Raw genomic sequence first — 2,060 nt, 5'->3', positions numbered from 1 at the left:
TCGAGGCTCTTGGCGAGCTTCACGCCGCCGGCCTTGCCGCGGCCGCCGGCGTGCACCTGGGCCTTGACCACCCAGACACTGCCGCCGAGCTTCTCGGCCGCCGAGCGCGCCTCGTCACCGCTACGGGCGACGTATCCCTTCGGGATCGCGATGCCGTATTGCGTGAATAGATGTTTTGCCTGAAATTCGTGGAGATTCATTGATGCGCCCTACCTCCGTGAAAAAGCCCGGGTATTCTCCACCAATCCCCGGGGCAGATCAAAAGCGAACGGGGCGTCATGTTGACTAGTCAGTCAGTTTTTGATGGGCACTGGCCGACAACAACGACCTCACGGACGGCCATATGACAACGACACCGCCGCAGAACGCCAACGGCCGCGCGGCCCTGACCTGGCGCCCGCTGCTGATCTTCTCCGCCTATCGCGTGGTAGTGGCCATCCTGCTGCTCGCCGGCATCGCCCTCGGCGGCAATGCCGGCGTATTCAGCGCGCTGCAACCCGGGCGCTTCACCGCCGTCTCCCTGCTCTACGTTGCCGCAGGCACGCTGTTCCTGATCGCAGCCTGGCGGCGGGTGGAACCCTTCGTGGTCCAGGTGGTGGCCGGTGTGCTCATCGACGTCGTCGCCATCGCCCTGCTCAGCAGTGCGCTCGGCAGCAGCGAGACCGCGCTCGGCGTGCTGCTCATCACCGCCGTGGCCGGCGGCAGCCTGCTCACCGGCCTGCGTCTGGGCGCCTTCTTCGCGGCCGCGGCGACCATCGCGCTACTGGTGGTGCAGACGCTCTCCCGGATCGCCGGGCACGCGGAGACTGACGGCTACACCCAGGTGGCCCTGCTCGGCATCGCGATCTTCGTGACCTCCTCCGCGGCGGCCCTGCTCGCCCGCCGCGCCCGGGAGAGTGAGGCGCTGGCCGCCGAGCGCGGCCTCGACGTGGCCAACCTGGAGGCGCTCAACGCACACATCGTCCAACGCCTGGATATCGGGGTGATCGCCCTGGACCGCGACGGCCGCATCCGCCTGGCCAACCGCCTGGCCACCGGCATCATCGGCCGCCTCGACAGCGAAACCCCCACCCTGGCGGAACGCGCACCCGCCCTGCAGCGGGCGTTCGAGGCAGGCGGGAACACCGAGCGCACACCGATCACCGTCAGCGGCATCGACTACCTGCCCCGGTTCGTCCCGGTGGGCGACAGTCAGCGCGGCGGGACGCTGCTCTTCCTCGAGGACCTCACCGCGGTGCGCGCCCAGATCCAGCAGGCCAAGCTCGCGTCCATGGGCCGGCTGACCGCGAGCATCGCGCATGAGATCCGTAATCCGCTGTCGGCGATCATGCAGGCCACCCAGCTCCTCGGCGAGGCGGAGTACCTGCAGGACGGCGACCGCCGGCTGGTGGGGATCATCACCAAGCAGAGCCGCCGACTGAACGAGACGGTGGAGAACGTCCTCCAGCTCTCCCGCCGCTCCCCCGCCCAGCGCGAGACGGTGAATCTGGCCGAATGGGTGCCCCAGGTGGTCTCCGAGTGGCGGGCCGCGTTCAGCGGCGGTGAGGTGGATGTTCAGGCCACGGCGGTCGCCGCCCTGTTCGACCGCTCTCACATGCGCCAGGTCCTCGAGAATCTGCTCCGCAACGCGACGGATCACGCCGGCGAGCACCCGACGGTGAGCGTGGTCACCGGGCGTGATGAACGCGGCGCGCCATACCTGGAGGTCCGGGACAACGGTCCGGGCATCGACGCCGAGATCCGGGATCACCTCTTCGAGCCCTTCGCCACCAGCCGGCGCGGCGGCACGGGGCTCGGCCTCTACCTCTCCCGCGAGCTCTGCGAGGCCAGCAGCGCACGCATCGAGCTGCGCCCGGAGGAGACAGGGGCGTGCTTTCGGGTTACCTTCGCGGCGCCGGACGGAGCACAGCAGGGAGGGCAGGCATGAACAGACCGCAGGCTCTGATCGTCGACGACGAGGCGGACATCCGCGACCTCGCCGAACTCACGCTCGGGCGCATGGACATCCAGGCGCGCAGCGCCGCCAACCTCGCCGAGGCCCGGCGGCTGCTCGAGCGCGA

Annotated in this window: 2 protein-coding genes; one reads left to right on the top strand and one right to left on the bottom strand. The window is 69.4% G+C overall.

Annotated features, from left to right (window positions below):
* On the bottom strand, positions 1–200 hold a 200-nt coding region (locus tag G7A99_RS18665), incomplete at its 3' end, for an ATP-grasp domain-containing protein (protein WP_205599921.1).
* A 143-nt stretch (positions 201–343) separates the two neighbouring features.
* Here G7A99_RS18665 and G7A99_RS18660 point away from each other — a divergent pair.
* A complete protein-coding gene (locus tag G7A99_RS18660) occupies positions 344–1,927 on the top strand; it encodes a PAS domain-containing sensor histidine kinase (protein ID WP_163143010.1) in 1,584 nt (527 codons plus the stop codon).
* The last annotated feature ends 133 nt before the right edge of the window (positions 1,928–2,060 follow it).

The organism is Arhodomonas sp. KWT (assembly GCF_010993615.1).
The sequence above is the reverse complement of the archived record's forward strand: the minus strand, read 5'-3'. Positions and strand labels throughout refer to the sequence as shown.

Bases quoted from the DNA above. Each gene is read 5' to 3' on its own strand.
- G7A99_RS18660 (WP_163143010.1), top strand. From the start codon at position 344: ATGACAACGACACCGCCGCAGAACGCCAACGGCCGCGCGGCCCTGACC.